Here is an 18,443-nt window from a genome sequence, read left to right on the forward strand (position 1 = left end):
CAACCACCACTTGCCCCAATCAGCCCTGCAGAGCAAGACGCCTATGCAGGCTATGAGTGGGTGGTACGATTCATACCCTCATTTGTTCCATCGGCGGCCTTATGATCGTCCGGGACTGGACAGCTAGATTCGTACTCAATGTGCATTTACTGATTTTTTGTCCATTGCCGCCAGCGCCAAGTATAGACTCTCTTCATTCGATTGGGTGTAAATACCAGTGGTTGCAAGACTAGAGTGCCCGAGAAGTTGCTGTATCAGCGAAGGAGCAACCCCAGCCAAACCCAAATGGCTGCCGCGCGAATGGCGAATCCAATGGGTCGATGCCTTCTGCATTTGCAAGGCATCTTCCTCTAAGCCCTGCGCACGCAACGCATCCGCCGCCTGCAAAAACAACGTGCGCAGTATTTTGTAAAGCGCACTCGCGCTGAGGCGCTCATTCGCGGAAAGCTTTGCAATCAGCGGCGTCGCGCCATCGATATCCGAAATCGCACCAACAAGACCGCGGGCGCGCAAATAGGCAAACAACGCAGCCATCACATCGTCACTCATGGGAACTACGCGCACCTTGTCGCCCTTGCCTAAAACCTTGAGCATCCAGCGCTGCCCTAATTGCCCAGGCAAGGGCTTGCTATAGAGCCTACCGACACGCGCATCCACCAACTCCGACAACCGCAAACCTGTGGAATAAGCAAACAGCAGGAGAAAAGAAAACCTATCGCGCGCAGCCGAAGCGGGCATGTGCGCGACATATTCGAGCACGAAGTTCCACTGCGATAACGTCAGAACACGCGACAATTCGACATCACCAATGTCGTCCTTCTGAACGGAATTGACATCCGTCAATTCCTGCTCAGACCTCACCGCCCTGTGCGGTTTTTTATTCACCACGTCCCAGGCATTGAAGCTAAGGTAGCGCACCTGAACCAACCACAAAAACAAGCCGCGCAAAATCACCAGAGACTGCTTGACGCTATTCAGGGCAAGCGGGCCATCAAAAGGTCGCCAGGAGGCATCGCTACGCGGCGTATTGCGCCGTCCTATCCAATCTGTCTGCGCCATCCTGAACGGCCATTCATTTTCTGCCGTGCGCCCAAGCATACCGAGCCAATTGCGGTAAGCCACGCAGTCATCCACAGTCAACTGCTCGAATGATTTTTCTCGCTCCAGCAAAGACCACAGCAGAAAACGCTCACCTTCTTTGCGATAAGAGCGTGCCGTATGTGGGCTGCCTGCCTTGGCATCGATCCACTGCAAAATCGCCTCACGATCATCACGGGCCTGAATAAGACTTTGATGATCCCTGGCTTTCAATTCACAAGCTCTTGAAACGATGGATGGAATATCAAGACATTCCATTGGTGCTACGCCATGAGCAACCCTGCGGATTTGAACAAGTGCCTGCGCATGGATTTGTCGCGGCGGCCTGGTGGCCTGTATAGGCACCGGCCCGAGGCTGTCCTCGTAGCCCTGCAGCCATGTCACGATGCGCGCCGCGCCTTTTTCCCCGAGGCGTGGCACGTCCGCCCACCAGCGATATCCCTTGGCGCGCATACGCTCCAAAAGATCGCGCATGGTATAGATTTTGGCGATCAAAAGCCGGTCGGCAACCTTTTTATGGAACCATGCCACCACCCAATCATCAATGGTCGGGGTAGTCGTCACCAGGTTTTCAATCCAGCGCAGCGCCTCAAGTTGTTTATCGATGAGACGACGCCGCCGCTGGGCTTTTTTATCTATCAGTTGGGGAAAAGCCTCGACATAGAGACGAATCAACTCGGCTTCACTGTAAAAACCATCTGGATCATTTTCTTCGCGGAACTCATCGATGCTGGGCGGCAAAACGGTTGCCGCCGCGCCATCAACTCCGGGATCTGCAACCGAGCCATTCAGGACATGGCGCAGTGAGATACGTAGAAGACGCGCCTCACCAAATCTGCCGTTGCGTAGCGCAGCCTGAGAAAGTGCATCCTGAAGCCAGCGCAAGGTAGATTTTGCGACACGGAGATCTATCCCGTCTTCAAGATAACGATCCGCAAGCTCACCAAGGTCGAGTCCCTGCAGCCAGCCACGGTAAAAGGCCAGGTGATGTCTGCCAATTTTACGTTCGTCTTTTTGCATGATGTGGATTATGAATGCTCGGTGCGCAGGATAAAGACAAAGATCAAGCAGGGGCAGTGAAGGCGCCGCAATCTTGCAGAGAGAACAGAATACAGTATTTGCAAGATCAATGTTTTAGCGATATAGATTTGATGATTATAGAATAAAATGCGCAGAACAGAGCAAAGATGGAAGGATAGGTATGGAAGGCGGCCTGTTTCCATAACGTATTTTTTGCGTCTTCTGTGCCCGAAGCCAGCTAGAGTTGATCTGAAGCGAATCTTCTTAGCCGTCACAAGCGCAAACGACGAAACGGCGGTCGTTTCCATAACGTTAACGACGAAGGTTTCGTAGCCGATAGGTTCGTCTTTAGCTGTATGGGGCAGGGTGTGTTTCCATACCGTATTTTTGGCAGCTTCTACGCCAGAAGCCAGCTAGAATTGATCTGAAGCGAATCTTACTAGCCATCACGAGCGAAAACGACGAAACGGCGGTCGTTTCCATAACGTTAACGACGAAGGTTTCGTAGCCGATAGGTTCGTCGTTAGCTGTATGGGGCAAGGTGTGTTTCCATAGCGTATTTTTGGCAGCTTCTACGCCAGAAGCCAGCTAGAATTGATCTGAAGCGAATCTTACTAGCCATCACGAGCGCAAACGACGAAACGGCGGTCGTTTCCATAACGTTAACGACGAAGGTTTCGTAGCCGATAGGTTCGTCGTTAGCTGTATGGGGCAAGGTGTGTTTCCATAGCGTATTTCTGCTATCATCCACCTGCGCGATGCAAAAAACCGCCAAAACGCCGGGATGGATTTGTAGGTCGAATCCATCATGAGTAAGCCTATGGATTTGGGGGTGTGTGTGAAAGCCTATGATGAAGCACTTGCTGCGCTTGTTCGCTGCATCGATGAGTTGCATGAGGTTGGGATGGCTGCTGCTACTGCCTACTGGGACTTCGTTCGCCGGGAGGAGGCGCGGCGCCCTGGGTACGAGAATAGGACTTCTCTTGAGCTGTCCTGCTATCGCAGAGGAAACCACATCGAGATCAAGTGGTCGCATATCAAATGGTTTGGTAAGACCGGATCGAGGACAAAGGTGAGGACTCCTCTACGAAGAGGGACTGAAACCTTCGCCTACCATGAAAACACACTGAAAGCCCATGCAAAAGAATGGGAGTGGGAAATGGTGAAGGAGACTGAACAAAAAATGGCGATTATTCGTCAATCAGCAAGGCATGTAGTGAGAGCCATCATCTCTATGAGAAGCACGGGGAAGGTGGACAAGAAAAACCTGCTCGGTTTGAACTGGGGTCGTGGCTCTGGCGAGGCTGAAGAAGATGAGCACGCCGAAATCGACCACGAAACCTGAAAACCAATCTCGATAAAGACAAAAGAAAAAGCGCAACGACTAGAAAATGGCGCTGCGCTTTTTCTGTGTGGACTCTCTGCCTTTTGACCGCTGCAGCTTCTTGAACCCGGTGCACACAGATTCAATCCAACCAGCGCGGCCCGCTTCAATATCTGCAAAGCCAAGACGATCAATCGAAGTCTCTGATGGCGAGAATCCCTTGGCGCTCGTGACTCTGAGAACCGCTATAGATTAGACGCTGGCTGCTGCAATCATCAAAAGTCTGCGCGGCATAAAAAAGACAAGGCATACGCCATCTTGCAAAATACAGTTGCACAAACCCGCTTGAGTTGTTATGATTAAAACAAACAACCAGGGGAATTGAATGACGATAACAATTGATGATGCCATGGAAATAGCCGTGCAGGCATACTCTGGCAAAAAAGACAAAGCCGGGAAGCCCTACATCCTGCACGCGCTGCGCGTCATGCTCAATCTCGAAGAAAGCGGCGACGAAGAACTGATGGTTGCCGGGTTGCTGCACGACGTGATTGAGGACACGGAAATTGACGAAGTTCAGCTACTTGAATTTGGCTTGAGCGACAGGACTGTGGAAGTCATAAAAGCTGTAAGTCGCAAGAGACACGAAACCTACGAAGAATTCATTGAAAGAATCGCTCAGAATCGATCTGCGGCAAGGATCAAGATCGCGGACATAAAAGACAACATCAATCTGTTGCGCATGAACTCGATCGATGAGGCGACTATTCGGCGCACCAGGAAATACATGGCAGCCTGGTTGAGACTGAAAGAAGTGTTCGCTGATTGAACATCGGCTCGATGCCTGACAAAAGCAAAAGGAGAGCGACATGGGAAAGATTGCATCAGCGCTGATCGCGCACACATGGAAAATAATGACATTCAGGCACGATGGAGCAGGTCTGCCAAAAGAGCGAACCCCATTGCTTTACATGTTGTGCATACTGCTGGCGTTGTCTGGATTGACGCAGTTCTTTGCAAGCTCACTTCGCCCGAGCGTGGTTGAATACGTGGTGGTCTATGCGATGATGATTTTGTTTGCAGTGAATAGACCAGTGCTCTTTGGCGCCGCACTGCTGCCCCTCATCTTTTGCAACCTGCTCTACATACCGCTTTACCTTGTTATGGGGAGAGTGCCGGTGGTTGTTGATCTGTTAATAATGGGATGGGCACTCGCTGCGGTTGGTTCTGTGTGGCTGAAAATGATGAAGAAAGGGCGCGTTTGATGAAGACAGGGCACCAAAAGGAATCGCGGTTTGTGAGGTATTGCCATGATGGCAATCTGGGTTGGCTTACTTTTTGAAGGGATTGAAATGAGTGAGGCACTGGAACGAGTCATTGCTGAGCAGCAGAAGGAAATCGACCGCCTGCGCCTGATGGAAAAGAACAACAACGAGCGTTGGCAACATGAAAACAAAGCCGTGGAGCGGCTGGCGCTGGCGGCATTCAGCGTTTTGAACCACCCGGAAAGCCCTGAGTGCCACTTTGAACTCAAGCAGGCCGTCATGGCGATGGGATTCTGCCCGCGCTGTGAGTGGCGTCCCTGTGAATGCGAGGATCAACATGATGAATGATCTCGAACTCACGCCTGAGCAGGAGGCAATGTTTCAACCTGGGTGTTTCGTTGCTTTGCACCCGGAAAGCAAACACCCGGATGCCGGGCGTGTCGGCAAGATTGTCAGCCGCAAAGGTGCGGAAATGCTGGTCGAGTTCTTTAACGATGACCTGATCGGGAAAACTGAATACTGCACGATCCCGCTCGGCCACTGGGGGCCGGTTCCAGAATTCTTTGTCGAGGAATACTGGCCTCGCGCGAAGAAACGTGGGTGGCGCGTTACGGATCGCGGCATGAAGATGTTTCGTGATCTTGGGTGGGGTTACACCAAGGCAACGGAGGGGAAGTCGTGACTTGCTTTGCCGCCGGAGAGCGCGGCGGTGGAAGTCGTGGCGCGTGAGATTGGAATTGGCGTGAGCACTCTGCAGCGCTGGAAGGCCCGCCAGGGCCCTCACGGCTGGCGATGGCAGGCCGCAGGCAAGCCGGGAAATGCTGGGGGAGTCGGTGAGCCTACGACCGACGCCAGATCGAGCGCGAGAGCGCCCGGCATGGCCTCGCTGAACCACTGGCAGGGCTTCCCCACGTCAACCTCAAGGCGACCTTCGCCAAGGCCCGCAAGATCAAGCAGGTAGGTATGGCCACGGCCTTGCAGATCGTCGGCCTTGAGCTGGAAGGCGAGCACCACCGCGCCCTCTCCGACGCCCGGAACATCGCCCGGCTGCTGCCGTGGGCGTTGGGCTGAAAGCGTACTGGCAGTACGTGTGTGAGTGTTTCAGCGTGAACTCGGCCCGTGACACCGAGCAGGCGATGCTGGAGCGATGCCGCCAGATCGCTACTACGCCGGACGATGTGCCACGCAATCAGGCCGAGGCCAACGTCTGCCGACTGGCCGGGATGATCGTCCGCATCCGATACCCGGAGGCCGGGGCACGGCTGTTCGATGCGGCTACCACCTATTTTGCCGAGCATCCCGAGCAGCAAGTGGCATCCGCCGAGGTTGTGCGGCGTGGCTGGATCATCAATGCCCCTCGCTTGCGTGACCGGCTAGAGCGTCTGCTGGCTGGATAGGCCGCTCTCATGGTTTTGTGAGCGTTTCAGCGTGTCCAGAAAACGGTGGTTTTGCAGACAACGGTAGGGCCGCATCTTTTTGATGGTTTTGTCATTTTCAGAAGACGACTGCACCATTCAGCGCGGTTTGAAGCCTCTTGTGCATACGGCTCCTGACAGCCAGATATCAGGACTCCTCTGCACGAAACTCGTCTATGCTCAATACTCGTGTGCACCAAAGCGAGATGAGCATGGCGACCGATACCGCACCGATTACCGAGCACGGCGTGGCCACCCTGCCAGAACAGGCATGGGAGCGTGCGCGTCGTCGCGCGGAGATCATTGGGCCGTTGGCGCAGTCGGAGACGGTTGGGCATGAAGCGGCCGACGCGGCAGCCCAGGCATTGGGGCTGTCCCGGCGGCAGGTCTACGTCCTGATCCGCCGTGCCCGGCTAGGATCGGGGCTGGTCACTGACTTGGCTCTTGGGCAGTCGAGCGGTGGCAAAGGTAAAGGCCGCTTGCCGGAGTCGGTCGAACGAATCATCCGCGAGTTACTGCAAAAGCGCTTCCTGACCAAGCAGAAGCGTAGCTTGGCGGCGTTCCACCGCGAAGTTGTGCGGGCGTGCAAGCTGCAAAAGCTGCGGGTGCCGGCGCGCAACACGGTGGCACTGCGGATCGCCGGCCTCGATCCGCGCGAGGTCACTCACCGCCGGGAAGGACAAGATGCCGCCCGCGACCTGCAAGGTGTTGGTGGTGTTCCGCCACCCGTCTCCGCGCCGCTGGAGCAGGTGCAGATCGACCACACAGTCATCGACCTGATCGTGGTGGACGAGCGCGACCGGCAACCGATTGGCCGTCCGTACCTGACCCTCGCCATCGACGTATTCACCCGCTGCGTGGTTGGCATGGTCGTTACGCTGGAAGCCCCGTCCGCCGTCTCGGTCGGCTTGTGCTTGGTGCATGCCGCCTGCGACAAGCGCCCTTGGTTGGAAGGGTTGAACGTAGAGATGGATTGGCCGATGAGCGGCAAGCCCAGACTGCTCTACTTGGACAACGCGGCTGAGTTCAAGAGCGAGGCGCTGCGCCGTGGCTGCGAGCAGCATGGCATCCGGTTGGACTATCGCCCGCTCGGGCAGCCGCACTACGGCGGTATCGTGGAACGGATCATCGGCACGGCGATGCAGATGATCCACGACGAATTGCCGGGGACGACCTTCTCCAATCCTGACCAGCGCGGGGAATACGCCTCCGAGAAGATGGCCGCCCTGACACTGCGCGAGCTGGAGCGCTGGCTCACATTGGCGGTCGGCACCTATCACGGCTCCGTGCACAACGGCCTGCTCCAACCGCCGGCCGCGCGCTGGGCCGAAGCTATCACGCGGACCGGCGTGCCAACCGTCATCACTCGCGCTACGGCTTTTCTGGTCGATTTTCTGCCCATCATCCGCCGCACGCTGACCCGCACCGGCTTCGTCATCGACCACATCCACTACTACGCCGATGCGCTCAAGCCGTGGATAGCTCGGCGGGACCGCTTGCCTGCGTTCCTGATCCGGCGCGACCCGCGCGACATCAGCCGCATATGGGTGCTGGAACCAGAGGGGCAGCACTACCTGGAAATTCCCTACCGTACCTTGTCGCACCCGGCTGTCACCCTCTGGGAACAACGACAGGCGCTGGCGAAATTGCGGCAGCAAGGGCGCGAACAGGTGGATGAGTCGGCGTTGTTCCGCATGATCGGCCAGATGCGCGAAATCATTACCACCGCGCAGAAGGCTACGCGCAAGGCGCGGCGCGACGCGGATCGACGCCAGCATCTCAAGGCAACGGCACCGCCTGTCAAAACCACGCCACCACCGGGCGCTGACATGGATGGGCAGCAGGCAGACAACCAGTTGCCGGCCAAACCGTTCGACCAGATTGAGGAGTGGTAGCCGTGGAAGAATATCCCATCATCGACTTGTCCCACCTGCTGCCGGCGGCCCAGGGCTTGGCCCGTCTCCCGGCGGACGAACGCATCCATCGCCTTCGCGCCGACCGCTGGATCGGCTATCCGCGAGCAGTCGAGGCGCTGAACCGGCTGGAAATCCTGTATACGTGGCCAAACAAGCAACGCATGCCCAACCTGCTGCTGGTCGGCCCGACCAACAACGGCAAGTCGATGATCGTCGAGAAGTTCCGGCGCACGCATCCGGCCAGAGCCGACGCCGACCAGGAGCACATTCCGGTACTGGTCGTGCAGATGCCATCCGAACCGTCGGTAATCCGCTTCTACGTCGCGCTGCTCGCGGCGATGGGTGCGCCATTGCGACCGCGCCCACGGCTGCCAGAAATGGAACAACTGGCGCTGGCACTGCTGCGCAAGGTCGGCGTGCGCATGCTGGTGATCGACGAGTTGCACAACGTCCTGGCCGGTAACAGCGTCAATCGCCGGGAATTCCTCAATCTCCTGCGCTTCCTCGGCAATGAACTGCGCATCCCACTGGTCGGGGTCGGCACGCGCGACGCCTACCTGGCCATCCGCTCCGATGACCAGTTGGAAAATCGCTTCGAGCCGATGATGCTGCCGGTATGGGAGGCCAATCACGATTGCTGCTCACTGCTGGCCAGTTTCGCCGCTTCGCTTCCACTGCGGCGACCCTCGTCGATTGCCACGCTGGACATGGCCCGCTACCTGCTCACACGCAGCGAGGGCACCATCGGCGAACTGGCGCACTTGCTGATGGCGGCGGCCATCGTCGCCGTGGAGAGCGGCGAGGAAGCGATCAACCATCGCACGCTGAGCATGGCCGATTACACCGGTCCCAGCGAGCGGCGGCGGCAATTCGAGCGGGAACTGATGTGAAGCCAGCGCCACGCTGGCCACTGCATCCGGCACCCAGGGAAGCCGAAGCCCTGTCTTCGTGGCTCAACCGCGTGGCCCTTTGCTATCACATGGAGGTGTCCGAGCTGCTGGAGCACGATCTTGGTCACGGTCAGGTTGATGACCTGGACACCGCGCCACCACTGGCGCTGCTGGAGATGCTCTCCCTGCGGAGCGGCATCGAGCCGGATCGGCTGCGTTGCATGAGTTTCGCCGGCTGGGTGCCTTGGCTACTGGACAGTCTTGATGATCAGATTCCAGATGCATTGGAAACCTATGCGTTCCAGCTCTCGGTGCTGCTGCCGAAACTCCGCCGTAGGACGCGATCCATCACGAGCTGGCGTGCCTGGCTGCCCAGCCAGCCGATACATCGCGCCTGTCCGCTCTGTCTGAACGACCCGGCAAACCAAGCCGTACTGCTCGCGTGGAAGCTGCCCCTGATGCTGAGCTGCCCACTGCATGGCTGCTGGCTGGAATCCTATTGGGGCGTGCCAGGGCGGTTTCTCGGCTGGGAGAACGCCGACGCCGAACCGCGCACTGCCAGCGACGCGATTGCGGCGATGGACCAGCGTACCTGGCAGGCACTGACGACCGGCCACGTGGAACTGCCGCGCCGACGCATCCACGCTGGTTTGTGGTTTCGACTGCTACGCACGCTGCTCGATGAGCTGAACACCCCGCTTTCGGCGTGCGGAACCTACGCGGGGTATCTTCGCCAAGTCTGGCAAGGCTGCGGGCATCCGCTGCGTGCTGGGCAAAGTCTGTGGCGACCGTATGAAACCCTGAACCCGGCAATACGGTTGCAGATGCTGGAGGCGGCGGCAACGGCAATCAGCTTGATCGAGGTGAGGGATATCAGCCCGCCAGGCGAGCATGCAAAGCTGTTCTGGTCCGAGCCCCAAACCGGGTTCACCAGTGGTCTGCCGGCGAAAGCGCCGAAGCCCGAACCCGTCAATCACTGGCAACGGGCGGTCCAAGCTATCAGTGAGGCGATCATTGAAGCGCGGCACGACCCCGAGACGGCACGCTCGCTGTTCGCGATGGCTTCCTATGGTCGGCGCGATCCCGCTTCCCTGGAACAGTTGCGCACCACCTTTGCAAAGGAAGGCATCCCCCCGGAATTTTTGTCACATTACGAGCCTAATGGGCCCTTTGCATGTCTTAGACAGAATGACGGGTTAAGTGACAACTTTTGACGGTTAGAACTTTCCGGCGCATACTGTCACATAATCGAACGTATATTTGACAAGTGCGACATGCTGATTGGCTACATGCGGGTATCGAAAGCGGACGGCTCCCAGGCGACTGACTTGCAGCGCGATGCGCTGGTTGCCGCAGGAGTCGATCCGGTACATTTTTATGAAGACCAAGCATCAGGCAAGCGCGAGGACCGGCCAGGCTTGGTGAGCTGCCTGAAGGCGCTCCGACCAGGCGACACGCTGGTGGTGTGGAAACTGGACCGGCTCGGGCGTGACTTGCGCCACCTCATCAACACAGTGCACGACCTTACCGCACGCGGCATTGGCCTCAAGGTATTGACCGGCCACGGCGCGGCCATCGACACCACGACGGCCGCCGGCAAGCTGGTTTTCGGCATCTTTGCGGCGTTGGCAGAGTTCGAGCGCGAGTTGATCGCCGAGCGCACCATTGCAGGCTTGGCGTCGGCACGGGCGCGCGGTCGAAAAGGCGGCCGGCCGTTCAAAATGACCGCCGCCAAACTGCGTCTGGCGATGGCTGCGATGGGGCAGCCGGAAACCAAGGTCGGCGATCTATGTCGGGAACTCGGCATCACCCGGCAGACTCTGTACCGGCATATTTCACCCAAGGGGGACTTGCGCCCCGATGGAGCGAAGTTGCTGTCGCGAACCTAGCCATCATCATCCACAAGAAATCATAAGGCCGACCAGCTATGGAACTCATAGCGAGAGATGGTGGTTCAAGGCGGCACAAGCTTTGCGGACGGTGTCTGCGAGAACGCCCTGCAGGGGGTGCGGAGCTGCGATGTCCGGAAGAAGCATATTCACCTGGTAACCGATGGCAACGCTAAGCGGCCGCACTACTAGGTCCGGTCCGCTGAGTTCCAGTGCGGTGAACGGGTTTACGATGGCAACACCCAGGCCCTGACGCACCATGGCGCAGACAGCCACTGCGCTCGTGGTTTCAAACAGGGTTGCGCGATGTACTTTAGCGTCCTCGAACATCGCATCAATGGCGGTTCGATACGGGTCGCCAACCGCGAGACTGATGAAGCGCTCGCCTGTAAATTCGAGTGGTTGCAGTCGCGCCTTGCGGCACAGGCTGTGATCACGTGGCAAAACAGCCACTTCATTGACTTTCAGTAAGGGCTGCAAGGCAACTCCCGCAGGTGCCTCTTGGGTCTCACTCAGTCCCAGGTCAAAACGCTGTTCACTCATGGCTTGCTCCAGCCAGGGCGACTCTAAGGGATGCACGCTGACCCCTAGTTCAGGATGTGCCTGTGAGAGATATACCAGTGCGCGGGGTACCAAGGCATGGGCCAATGCCGGCAAACACGCAATGCGCAAGCGACCTGTCGATTGCGTGCGCAATTCGCTGGCGCGCGCTGCGATCTGTTCCAAGCCTATAAACGAGCGTTCTACTTCCTGCATCAGCGCAAGTGCCCGCACGGTAGGTCGTAATCGGCCCCGCACCCGGTCAAAAAGGTTAAACCCCAGTAACTGCTCCAGACGACCCAGCTCGCGACTCAAAGTGGGCTGGCTTGACGCGCACGCGTCAGCCGCACGCCCCAGGTTGCCGTGCAGCATGATGGCGCGAAACATTGTCAGCTGGCGATGAGTTAAATTCATATCAATATTGGATAGATGCCAGACAAGAATAGCATTGATTGAATTGACCATGAAGGGGATCATCCATCCATGAACCCTTTTACTCCCGCTACCATCGCTCCTTTGGCCCAGCAGTTCGGTACCCCGCTGTGGATCTATGATGCCGACACCATTACGCGCCAGATTGCCGCTCTGCGGTTGTTTGACGTAGTGCGTTTCGCTCAGAAAGCCAACTCCAATACACACATCCTTCGCCTCATGAAACGACAGGGCGCAGTAGTGGACTCGGTGTCTTTGGGTGAAATCGAACGCGCGTTGGCTGGTGGTTTTACGCCGGGCTTGCACAACGGGCACGCAGACATCGTGTTCACGGCCGATCTGCTGGACCGCGCTACGCTTGCGCGCGTGGTGGAACTCAATATTCCCGTGAACTGTGGCTCCATGGACATGCTGGACCAATTGGGTGCGGTCAACCCAGGGCACCCGGTGTGGCTACGCATCAACCCAGGTTTCGGGCATGGCCATTCCAAGAAAACAAATACCGGTGGCGAGCATAGCAAGCATGGCATCTGGCATGGCGACCTGGTACGCGCCTGCGAAAAGATCAAGTCCAACGGCCTGGCCTTGCAGGGCCTGCACATGCACATCGGCTCAGGCGTGGACTACGCGCACTTGCAGGAAGTGTGCGGTGCCATGCTGAAGCTGGTAGAGGTAGTGAATACGCAGGGTTTGGACCTGCACGCCATCTCCGCGGGCGGCGGTCTGTCCGTTCCCTACCAGGCCGGTGAACCCACGATTGATACGGCGCACTACTTTTCATTATGGGATGCAGCGCGCCATGCCGTGGAACGGCTGCTGGAGCACCCAGTGAAACTGGAAATAGAACCGGGCCGTTATTTAATGGCGGAGTCCGGCGTGCTGGTCACCGAGGTACGCGCCACGAAGCAACAGGGCGCCAACCATTTTGTGATGGTGGACGCCGGCTTCAGTGATCTGGCTCGCCCGGCCCTATACGGCGCCTACCACGGCATGGAGTTGATCCACTCTGATGGCACAGCGGTTAATGGCCTGCAGTTTGACACGGTGGTTGCCGGACCTCTGTGCGAGTCGGGAGATGTGTTTACGCAGGGAGAAGGTGGCGTGGTGTTGCACCGGTCCTTGCCGCAGGCGCAGGTGGGAGATCTTCTGGTGTTGCACGACACCGGTGCGTATGGCGCCTCCATGTCATCGAACTACAACGCGCGCCCGCTGATTGCCGAAGTGCTGATGGAAAATGGTGAGCCCCGGCTTATTCGACGAAGGCAGACGGTGGCTGAGCTGCTCGTGCTGGAGGCGGTGTAAGGCAGCACACAATGGCCTTGGCAACGTAACCTGAGGCGGCGGTAGAACGTTTTGACTGATTGCGACATGGTTCTTGGCGCCATCTTCACATGCGGCATTGTTAGTGCAGCCCACTTCTAAACTTACGTGCAGTCGTCTTCTGAAAACGACATCGTGTTCGACGACTCGACGATGGGCAAGGCCATGTACGCGATGTTTGGCATGTTCGCAGAGATGGAACGTGACCTGATCCGCGAGCGCACCCGCGCAGGCCTTGCGGCCGCCCGAGCCAGAGGCCGCGCCGGCGGCCGGAAGCCAAAGCTCACCGAGGCCCAAATCAAAGAGATCAACGAGATGGTGTCAGCGCAGAAGCTCCCCATCGGACGCATCGCCGAGCTGTACGGTGTCTCGCGAACCACAATTTACAAGGTAGCTCCTATTGGGCGGCCCGAGCCGAAGCGGCAGAACTGAATACAGAAGGACAACAATGGACACCAATACCAAGAGGGGCTACGACCTCATCAATCGCCGCCGCAAGCAGTGGGTCAACGAGGAAGAAGTACGCCACGCATGGATGAAGGGGCTTGAAGAGGCCTTGCAGATCGACTTGGACGCGGAGAGAGCCAAGCGTGACTCCAGCTACAACAACGTCGTCATCGAGTTCAAGGGCCCCGGCCTCTTCAAGGGTAGTGAGACAAGTCCGAAGTTCATTGAGGCGACCGATGGTCGTCTCTTGAAGTACATCCCCCGCTTGGCTGCTGAGCAAGGGCTGGATGAGAAGGACTACATCGGTATTGCCATCGACGGCGACCATGTGGGCTTTGCGCAAGTTCAAGATGGCAAGATCGTTCATCAGCCACTGATGCCGTTCTCGACCATTGCCTTCCAGATGGTGGTCGATGCGCTGAGAGCAAATTTCCGGCGAGCCATCACATCGGAGAACCTAGCCGAGGACTTTGGCCATCTATCCGAGACCGGCCGCGAGTTCATGCAGGAACTGTCCAATGCCCTCGCTGACGCTCTTGGGCAGCCCGGTAACCGCAAAATCAAGATGCTCTTCGAGGAATGGGCAACCTTGTATGGGCAGGCTGCTGACCTCAGCATTCAACAGCGCAAGAAGATCAATGGGTCATTGGGGTTTGACTTCGCAGGCCCGGCCGCCATTGACTTGCCTGCCAAGCTTTTCGTTACCCACACCTTTCATTCTCTGTTGATGAAGCTGATCGCGGCCGAGATCGTGGCTGCACATGGCATGGCGTCAAGCACTTCCTTGATCCATGAGCTACTGGCTCTTGGATCGGACGAAGCTCTGATTGAGGCCCTACGCTCGGATGTCGAGAACGGCGGGTTCTTCAATGCAGTCGGCCTGCATGGCTTCGTCGAAGAAGCCATCTTTAGTTGGTATCTGGATGCCACAACCAAGAAGGCGATCCGCACGTCGATGTGCTTGGCGATTCGCACCTTGCTGGCCCAGCTTTCGGTCTACCGCTTCGATACCATCAAGAAGACCGGCCGCTCGCGCGATGTTCTGCGTGACTTCTATCAGGACTTGGTGCCGGAGGAGTTGCGCAAGAGCCTTGGCGAGTTCTACACGCCGGACTGGCTGGTCGAGCACTCTGTAGCCAAGCTCGGCTACAAGCGAGACAAGTGGCTTGCTGCTCGGCTACTTGACCCGACATGCGGGTCTGGTTCGTTCTTGCTGGAAGCTATTGAGCAGAAGCGCCGAGCAGCGCTGACGGCGGGATGGACTGCTGAGCAGACCGTGGACATGCTGACCACGACGGTCTGGGGCTTCGACCTCAACCCACTTGCTGTGCAATCCTCTCGCGTCAACTTCCTGATCGCTATTGCAGACCTGTTGCAGCAGTGCAAGGGTAAAGACGTTGAGATTCCCGTCCTCTTAGCTGATGCGGTGTACTCCCCTGCCCCCCATCCTGACGGCGATCAAAAGGTGGTTGAGTACAGCATTGGCAGCCAGCAAGCCAATCTACAAGTTGTTCTACCTGCCGACTTGGCGCGTGATCGCGTGTTGCTCGACAAAGTATTCCAGCTCATGGGAGAAGAGGTTGAAAACGACACTGAATTCCCGCCCGTCTCTAAGGCGCTGGTGAAAGCCAAGATACTGAGCAAGTCGCAGGCCGATGAGTGGAATGACCACCTCAAGACGACCTATGACCAAGTGCTCGCACTGCATCGGCAGAACTGGAACGGTATTTGGTTCAGGATCGTGCGCAACTTCTTTTGGTCAGCTACTGCCGGACAGTTTGATGCCATTGTTGGTAATCCGCCTTGGGTGCGATGGTCGAATCTCCCAGAGGCATACCGTAACCGAGCTAAGCCCACCTGTGAAAAGTACGCCATCTTCTCTGACACCAAGTTTCACGGTGGCAACGAATTAGACATTTCCGCCATCATCACCTACACGACGGCTGACAAGTGGCTGGTCGAAGATGGACGGTTGGTGTTTGTCATCACCCAGACGGTGTTCCAGTCGCCTTCGTCGCAAGGGTTCCGGCGCTTCCGCATCAATGCAACCGACCGCTTGGTGCCTATCTCCATTGATGACATGAAGGAGCTAAAGCCGTTTCCAGACGCTGCCAACAAGACGGCAGTCGCCATGTTCACGAAGAAGATAGGGGGCACGACCCGCTATCCGTTGGACTATCGGGTCTGGCTTGGCAAGCCCAAGACCGACAACGCAGGCAATCCGAAGAAGGGACGTGGCGGTCAAGTGGCTCGCTTGAAGGCAATCGACCCACGGTTACATCGTGCAGAGGTGGCTGATCTTGTGGACGTGATCCAGATGGAAGCCAATCCCGTCTCGCAGACTATGGAGGGGGCACCTTGGGCCATCATGAAGCCGGGGCACTTCGCCGCATGTCAGCCGATGTTTGGCCCCTCTACTTGGGTCAACGGCCGTAAGGGCATCACGACTGACTTGAATGGCGTCTATTTTGTGGATGTCATTGACTCGAACCCTGCAACAAAGACGGTCAAGGTGCGAACTCGGCCACATGAAGGCAAAACCGACTTGGGGCAGCCGCGCGAATTCTGGGTTGAGGCTGAGAGCTTGTTTCCCCTGGCAAAGGGTGCAGGCGACCTCCATCCATGCTATTTCCTGCCGGAAAACACGCTCTATGCGTTCGTGCCGAATAAGGGCATTGACCGGGCATCATTGGACAGCGCTGCGGCGCGCTACAGCAGTCACACGAATCCCAAGACATTTAAGTTTTTCAAAGCCTACAAGTCATTTTTGGAGTCGCGTTCCACCTTCAAGACGCGCATGAAGGGTGCTCCCTTCTTCGCAATCTACAACGTGGGCGACTACACCTTCTCACCCTACAAGGTCATTTGGGCCGAGATGACGGGCGATTTTTCTGCGGCCGTCGTGGCGTCTGGGTCTGTGCCGGGCTACGGGCCGCGTGTTTATGTCCCTGACCACAAGCTCTACTTTGCCGACTTCGACCAATCGGAGCCAGCCTTTTACTTGTGCGGATTGCTGCACTCGGAGATCGTCAAGGAGATGATCGAGGCGCACAACGTGGCAACCAATATGGGCGACATCTTCAAGCATGTGAGCTTGCCTGAGTATGACGCCAGTTTGGCCGAGCACAAGGCGCTTGCTGAGCTAGTGAAGCAGGCCCATCAAGAGCATGACTCTAAGAAGCGGGCCAATATCGTCGCCAAGGTCAGGGCTGCTGCTGCTGAGATCATTGAAGCTGAAATCGCACTTCGCCAGTAATGAGTTCGATGACGGAAAACCAATAGCAGGTGCAGCCGATAGTCCTGTAGCGCGTCGCCATGCATCGCAACTGTAGAAATCAGGGAGGAATATGAGCGATCAATACACCTACGCGAGATTTTGGCGCTGCGCGCTACAGGTCAATCCTGTCGGCTACAACGGCACCTACAGGGGAGCCGATCACGGGCTGGATGAGGGCGGCTACAACCAAGCGCTGCTTCAAAAGTGCCTTGAGCTGGGCATCAAGGTTGTCGGTTTGGCTGACCACGGCAGCGTGGCCAGCGTCGATGCTCTGCGTCAGGTGTTACAGCCGCACGGGATCGTGGTGTTTCCCGGCTTCGAGATCGCCTCGAACGACAAGACGCACTACGTCTGTCTCTTCCCCGAAGACACCACGGTGCAGCAGCTTGATCGCTACCTTGGGAACCTCAAACTGCATGACCCAGCGGATGGCATCCGGCCTTCTCGGCTGAGTTCGGAAGAGCTGATCGAAGAGGTCGATCTACTGGGCGGGTTCATCTACGCTGCACATTGCACGCAGGACAGCGGGCTGCTGAAAAACCGGCTGAACCACGTATGGAAGCATCCCAAGCTGCGCGCGGCCCAGATTCCGGGGTCGATAGACGACCTGACGAGCATCGAGGGGGACTTCTATCGCAAGGTGTTCTTGAACAAGGACGACAGTTACCGGCGTGAGCGCCCTGTGGCAGCGATCAATGCCAAGGATGTTGCCAAGCCTGATGACTTGGATCAGCCGAGCGCAACGTGCTTCATCAAGATGACACGGCCCACGTTCGCTGCGTTCAAGGTCGCCTTCCTCGATCCGGGATCGCGTGTCCGGCTCAACTCGCAGCAGGCCCAAAGCCCAATTGGCAAGGTGGTACGCATGACGGTGGCCGGTGGCTACCTTGATGGCGTCCGGGTGGATTTTTCAGACCATCTCAACACGGTGATCGGCGGCCGTGGAACGGGTAAGTCAACCTTGCTCGAATGCCTGCGCTTCGCCTTGGACTTGCCACCCAAAGGCAGACAGGCTCAGAAGCTCCACCAAGAGATCATCAAGGAGAACCTTGGTCGTTCGGCTGGTCGAGTTGAGCTGACAGTGGTGTCCTCTGCCCAGAACGGCAAGCAGTACACCATCTCGCGCCGTCATGGCGAGCCGCCGATGGTGCGTGACATGGACGGCAACGTCTCCACCCTGCTCCCGCGCGACTTGCTGCCGGGTATCGACATTTATGGGCAGAACGAGATTTACGAGCTGGCCCAAGATGAAACCAGCCGAGTGCAGTTGCTGGATCGCTTCCTTCCTCAAGACGGAGAGTACGAGTCCAAGAGCGCCGACGTGCATAGGCGCTTGAAGGACAACCAGCAGAAGCTCACGAAGTCCCTGACCGATCTCGACGAGCTGAATGCACAGGTTGAGCGCTTGCCCAAGCTGGAAGAGCAGCTTCGCGGTTTCGATGAGCTGGGGATCAAGGAGAAGCTGGCCAAGACCTCATTGCTCGGTAAGCGTCCGCCCATCCCACCTTGCCCGCATCCGCTGGCTATGGCTGAGCCTCAAACCGAAGCATCAGATGCCAGCGCCGGCTTCCAGCGGTGCGGCAGCAGCTCCCCAATCCGACTATTGGGGT

At 57.4% G+C, this 18,443-nt stretch carries 17 protein-coding genes and 1 pseudogene; 16 read left to right on the plus strand and 2 right to left on the minus strand.

Features of this window, described 5'->3' with window-relative positions; translation table 11 throughout:
* Positions 1 to 127 (plus strand): annotated as a pseudogene (locus FK527_RS16530) (IS481 family transposase); the annotation flags it as partial.
* A gap of 8 nt (positions 128 to 135) precedes the next feature.
* Here FK527_RS16530 and FK527_RS16535 read toward each other — a convergent pair.
* Complete coding sequence (locus tag FK527_RS16535; protein ID WP_144735722.1) at positions 136 to 2,118, minus strand: tyrosine-type recombinase/integrase; 1,983 nt, start codon at positions 2,116 to 2,118, stop codon at positions 136 to 138.
* A gap of 808 nt (positions 2,119 to 2,926) precedes the next feature.
* Between FK527_RS16535 and mobI the strand changes: the two genes are divergently transcribed.
* The 11 genes from mobI to FK527_RS16595 all read left to right on the plus strand — a co-directional run bounded on the left by mobI (position 2,927) and on the right by FK527_RS16595 (position 10,817).
* Complete coding sequence (gene mobI, locus FK527_RS16540) at positions 2,927 to 3,463, plus strand: conjugative transfer protein MobI(A/C) (RefSeq protein WP_144735724.1); 537 nt, start codon at positions 2,927 to 2,929, stop codon at positions 3,461 to 3,463.
* Positions 3,464 to 3,827: 364 nt separating this feature from the next.
* A complete protein-coding gene (locus FK527_RS16545) occupies positions 3,828 to 4,271 on the plus strand; it encodes an HD domain-containing protein (RefSeq protein WP_144735726.1) in 444 nt (147 codons plus the stop codon).
* A gap of 40 nt (positions 4,272 to 4,311) precedes the next feature.
* Positions 4,312 to 4,707: a hypothetical protein gene (locus FK527_RS16550; RefSeq protein WP_144735729.1), complete on the plus strand. Its 396-nt coding sequence runs from the start codon at positions 4,312 to 4,314 to the stop codon at positions 4,705 to 4,707.
* A 45-nt stretch (positions 4,708 to 4,752) separates the two neighbouring features.
* Entirely contained in the window at positions 4,753 to 5,055 is a 303-nt protein-coding gene (locus FK527_RS16555; protein ID WP_144735731.1) for a hypothetical protein, read from the plus strand.
* Positions 5,045 to 5,389, plus strand: coding sequence for a hypothetical protein (locus FK527_RS16560; RefSeq protein ID WP_144735733.1), 345 nt, complete (start codon positions 5,045 to 5,047; stop codon positions 5,387 to 5,389). The genes FK527_RS16555 and FK527_RS16560 overlap by 11 nt, the downstream gene beginning before the upstream one ends.
* Before the next feature lie 281 nt (positions 5,390 to 5,670).
* Positions 5,671 to 5,778, plus strand: coding sequence for a DNA polymerase III (locus FK527_RS17385; protein ID WP_222116173.1), 108 nt, complete (start codon positions 5,671 to 5,673; stop codon positions 5,776 to 5,778).
* A 35-nt stretch (positions 5,779 to 5,813) separates the two neighbouring features.
* Positions 5,814 to 6,104: a hypothetical protein gene (locus tag FK527_RS16570; RefSeq protein WP_186298470.1), complete on the plus strand. Its 291-nt coding sequence runs from the start codon at positions 5,814 to 5,816 to the stop codon at positions 6,102 to 6,104.
* Between the two features lie 194 nt (positions 6,105 to 6,298).
* Entirely contained in the window at positions 6,299 to 8,017 is a 1,719-nt protein-coding gene (locus FK527_RS16580; protein WP_144735737.1) for a Mu transposase C-terminal domain-containing protein, read from the plus strand.
* A 2-nt stretch (positions 8,018 to 8,019) separates the two neighbouring features.
* The gene (locus FK527_RS16585) at positions 8,020 to 8,928 is read left to right on the plus strand and encodes a TniB family NTP-binding protein (RefSeq protein WP_009687862.1); all 909 of its coding nucleotides are present in this window, start codon (positions 8,020 to 8,022) and stop codon (positions 8,926 to 8,928) included.
* A complete protein-coding gene (locus FK527_RS16590) occupies positions 8,925 to 10,142 on the plus strand; it encodes a TniQ family protein (RefSeq protein WP_144735739.1) in 1,218 nt (405 codons plus the stop codon). Before FK527_RS16585 ends, FK527_RS16590 begins: the two co-directional genes overlap by 4 nt.
* Before the next feature lie 60 nt (positions 10,143 to 10,202).
* Positions 10,203 to 10,817, plus strand: a complete 615-nt coding sequence (locus tag FK527_RS16595) for a recombinase family protein (protein ID WP_094865111.1) — start codon at positions 10,203 to 10,205, stop codon at positions 10,815 to 10,817.
* Between the two features lie 45 nt (positions 10,818 to 10,862).
* On the opposite strand, the gene FK527_RS16600 is transcribed toward FK527_RS16595, so the two are convergent.
* The gene (locus FK527_RS16600) at positions 10,863 to 11,822 is read right to left on the minus strand and encodes a LysR family transcriptional regulator (RefSeq protein ID WP_222116174.1); all 960 of its coding nucleotides are present in this window, start codon (positions 11,820 to 11,822) and stop codon (positions 10,863 to 10,865) included.
* Positions 11,823 to 11,840: 18 nt separating this feature from the next.
* Between FK527_RS16600 and lysA the strand changes: the two genes are divergently transcribed.
* The 4 genes from lysA to FK527_RS16620 form a co-directional block, all read left to right on the plus strand.
* Positions 11,841 to 13,091, plus strand: coding sequence for a diaminopimelate decarboxylase (gene lysA / locus FK527_RS16605; protein WP_094865109.1), 1,251 nt, complete (start codon positions 11,841 to 11,843; stop codon positions 13,089 to 13,091).
* Positions 13,092 to 13,217: 126 nt separating this feature from the next.
* Positions 13,218 to 13,541, plus strand: coding sequence for a recombinase family protein (locus FK527_RS16610; protein ID WP_246072866.1), 324 nt, complete (start codon positions 13,218 to 13,220; stop codon positions 13,539 to 13,541).
* A gap of 16 nt (positions 13,542 to 13,557) precedes the next feature.
* Positions 13,558 to 16,812 carry an Eco57I restriction-modification methylase domain-containing protein gene (locus FK527_RS16615; RefSeq protein WP_144735741.1) on the plus strand — a complete coding sequence of 1,085 codons (3,255 nt, stop codon included), beginning with the start codon at positions 13,558 to 13,560 and terminating at the stop codon, positions 16,810 to 16,812.
* A 91-nt stretch (positions 16,813 to 16,903) separates the two neighbouring features.
* Positions 16,904 to 18,443 (plus strand): AAA family ATPase (locus tag FK527_RS16620; protein WP_246072868.1); only part of this gene is annotated, 1,540 nt, incomplete at its 3' end.

It is taken from the genome of Extensimonas perlucida (assembly GCF_007655255.1).
Classification (GTDB): domain Bacteria; phylum Pseudomonadota; class Gammaproteobacteria; order Burkholderiales; family Burkholderiaceae_C; genus Extensimonas; species Extensimonas perlucida.